Genomic DNA, 3,092 nt, shown 5'->3' on the forward strand with positions numbered 1-3,092 from the left:
CGTATTGTATGAGCAGATTCTTTTACGTGTGCTTTAATGGCTTCAAGATTGGTAAAACTTTCAATAAGGCGCGATTTATGGACAGCTTGCAGAGTAAAAGCACGGCGTAATTGGCGGCGCAAGAAGGGACCGACCAGCGCTAAAGAACCCATTTGTAAAGGTAAAATGATAAGGACAATAAAGGTCAGTTTTGGACTAATGGAAAAGAGTGCAGCAATATAAATAATGGCAAAGAGAACATTTAGCACAGTTGTGGCGATGGTTCCTGTTAAAAAACCGCGAATTGTATCAACCTCTCCAATACGTGAAAACAATTCTCCCACTTGCCAACGGCGTAAAGTGGGCAAAGAGAGACTTAAAAGATGGGTGTAAATGCGCCGTCCAAATTCTAGCGTAAGCCGATTGGCTAAATAAGCACCTAAGTAGCCTGATAGAGCGCTAAGAGCCGTGCTAAACAGCATGATAGCAACCATCAAGACAACGATAGCATAGAGACTTTCAATACGCTGAAAAGGGAGAATACGGTCGATAATCGCTTGAAAAATAAAAGGATTCACCAAGCCCAGCAAACGCAAAACAACAGCAACGCAACTGAGTTCGATGACATAATAGATATATTTCTTTGTTGTTCTTGTAAACCAAGAGAATGATACTAGCTTTTCTTGTGAATGACTCATTTGAATTTATGATTTTGTTTAAGAGAAAGAGCGATGGATGTCGCATATTTAAACAGTATTGTAAATAGTATTATATTTATACAAAATATACATTTTGTAGATTATAATATAAACATAATGTATTTATTGTTTATACAGTATTTTATTGTTATTTATACAAATTATATTTGACATTTGCTAAAATGAACAATAATGAATTTTCCGCTGTATCGTTGTGATACAGTTATTTTTAATAATTAAAAGGAGACTAAAATATGGCTAGTTCAAGTTCATCACATGATTCACACAGCAGTTCACATTCACACAGCAGTTCACATTCATCAAGTTGGTTTCATTCTGACAGTTGTGGTGTGGGTGGTTATGTCTATGAAGTGGGTGTGAATGCACTTTTTGGAGCTGGTGTAGGAGTATTAACTGGCATAGCCACAGGTCCAGGCGCTGGAGCTGGAGCATTCGGAGGTGCAGTATACGAAGGTCTTACGACCTTGGGACATAAGGTAGATGATTGCTATCATCGATAAAGTAAAAATACTTTTTCTAATTTATTAGAAAATAGCGAGCAATATATTCCTGAGATCAATGATATTGTGAACATAATTTAAAAACTATGACACAACTGATTTCAGGGATATCATAATATTTATGACAATCATATTTTAGGGAGCATCTTCATTATGGAGATTATTTATAAAACTGCAAAATTATTTCTTCCAGAATTTATAGGTTTTTTTATGGGTTTTTTTGCATGTACTTTGTTACTTAGATTTAAAAGCTATAGTTGGGAAGCATCTATAAAGAAATCACTATTAATAATGATTTTAGTCGTTATATTATCTTGTGCTATTCATTATATTATTAATTATATTGATTTATAAAAGTGCAAAAGTATAAAATTGTTATCCATATTCATTATATTTTTCTCTCTTTCCAATACGTGAAAACAGTTCTCCCACTTGCCAAGTGCGTAAAGTGGGCAAAGAGAGACTTAAAAGATGGGTGTAAATGCGCCGTCCAAATTCTAGCGTAAGCCGATTGGCTAAATAAGCTCCTAAGTAGCCAGATAGAGTGCTAAGAGCCGTGCTAAACAGCATGATAGAAACCATCAAGACAACGATAGCATAGAGACTTTCAATACGCTGAAAAGGGAGAATACGGTCGATAATCGCTTGAAAAATAAAAGGATTCACCAAGCCAAGTAAGCGCAAAACGACAGCAACGCAACTGATCATGAGCAGGGGGCAACGGGTTGTTCCATAACGCCCATGCCAAACCCCGCGCAAGGCACGTGTGATACCCTGCGCATTCTTAAAGAACACATCATTTTAAATCCTATAACGTTGCGTCATAGGACGGATTGTGCTATCTCTAGGGTGATGAGTTTGAGAAAGCCTTGTCCGTCCTTACGTGACAAGGTTTTTTTTATGCCGCGTCGTTATAACGTTGCTGTTTTGCTTGTTCGATGACATTCAAAAGATCTGATTGTAACCAACGCGATAAAAAACCAAATTTTAAAGGTTTTGGCAAAGATCCATTGGTAACATGACGGCGGAATGTTGAAACACTCATATGAAGCAATTTTGCACTTTCACGGTCTGTTAAAAGAATATCATTTTCTATCATAATAATTTCCTTTCTATCAAAATGAGAACAAATCATAACTATTTATTAACCACATTTTGGTTTATTTTTGAAGGTATTTTATTTATAGAAAACAATATTTTATCATATAATTTGTAATGTGATAATTTATGAATCTTATTGAGAAAGAATGAGAGACAAGAGAGCTAAAGTTATCCACAGATAATGGGGTTATTCACCCCATATCTTAAGATTGACCCGTGACATATGCCGCCCATTTATCCATATAGACACGGCGCTGTTCTAGATAGTCAGTACGACGATAGGCACGCTCTACTTGTCCTCCTACTGTATGACTGAGAATAGTTTCAGCGACCTCATAGGGGGCATCGGTTGTTTCAGCAAGCCAATTGCGTAAACTAGAGCGAAAACCATGGGGGCAGGCGTCAAGTTTATTTTTTCTCATATACGTAGCCATACACTTCTCACCAAGGTGACCACGACCTCTAGCAGAAAAAAAGAAATCATTGCGAGAGAGCAAGCGCGCTTGTTTGAGAATTTCTAATGCTTCTGTTGATAAGGGAACGCGAAACTCTGTTGTAGCATCACGTCTTCCTTTCATATTCTCAGCAGGGATAGTCCATATATCCCCCTCAACTTGATCTTTATGAATATGACACAAAGGAAAAGTACGAACCCCTGTAAGAATGAGCAAACGCAAAGCTAAATTCGTCATAGTTGTTTTTTCGCAAAGTGTTTTATAAAAAGCAGGAACATCTTTCCAATCCATAGCTGGTCTATTAATAGTTTTATGAAGTTGTTTACCTAAAAGAGCAC

At 36.8% G+C, this 3,092-nt stretch carries 5 protein-coding genes; 1 reads left to right on the forward strand and 4 read right to left on the reverse strand.

Annotation, left to right across the window (positions count from 1 at the left end):
* Positions 1-677: ABC transporter transmembrane domain-containing protein (locus PVV60_RS09900; protein WP_273724601.1), on the reverse strand; the 677-nt coding region annotated here is incomplete at its 3' end.
* 254 nt (positions 678-931) lie between these two features.
* On the opposite strand from PVV60_RS09900, the gene PVV60_RS09905 reads away from it, so the two are divergent.
* The gene (locus PVV60_RS09905; protein ID WP_273724602.1) at positions 932-1,198 is read left to right on the forward strand and encodes a hypothetical protein; all 267 of its coding nucleotides are present in this window, start codon (positions 932-934) and stop codon (positions 1,196-1,198) included.
* Between the two features lie 375 nt (positions 1,199-1,573).
* Here PVV60_RS09905 and PVV60_RS09910 read toward each other — a convergent pair whose 3' ends face one another.
* The 3 genes from PVV60_RS09910 to PVV60_RS09920 all read right to left on the reverse strand — a co-directional run.
* Entirely contained in the window at positions 1,574-1,993 is a 420-nt protein-coding gene (locus tag PVV60_RS09910) for an ABC transporter transmembrane domain-containing protein (protein ID WP_273724603.1), read from the reverse strand.
* A gap of 103 nt (positions 1,994-2,096) precedes the next feature.
* Positions 2,097-2,297: an AlpA family transcriptional regulator gene (locus tag PVV60_RS09915; RefSeq protein ID WP_015856195.1), complete on the reverse strand. Its 201-nt coding sequence runs from the start codon at positions 2,295-2,297 to the stop codon at positions 2,097-2,099.
* A 205-nt stretch (positions 2,298-2,502) separates the two neighbouring features.
* A partial coding sequence (locus PVV60_RS09920; protein WP_273724604.1) for a site-specific integrase occupies positions 2,503-3,092 on the reverse strand: 590 nt, incomplete at its 5' end.

Source organism: Bartonella sp. AU18XJBT (genome assembly GCF_028618595.1).
In the GTDB taxonomy this organism is placed as follows: domain Bacteria; phylum Pseudomonadota; class Alphaproteobacteria; order Rhizobiales; family Rhizobiaceae; genus Bartonella.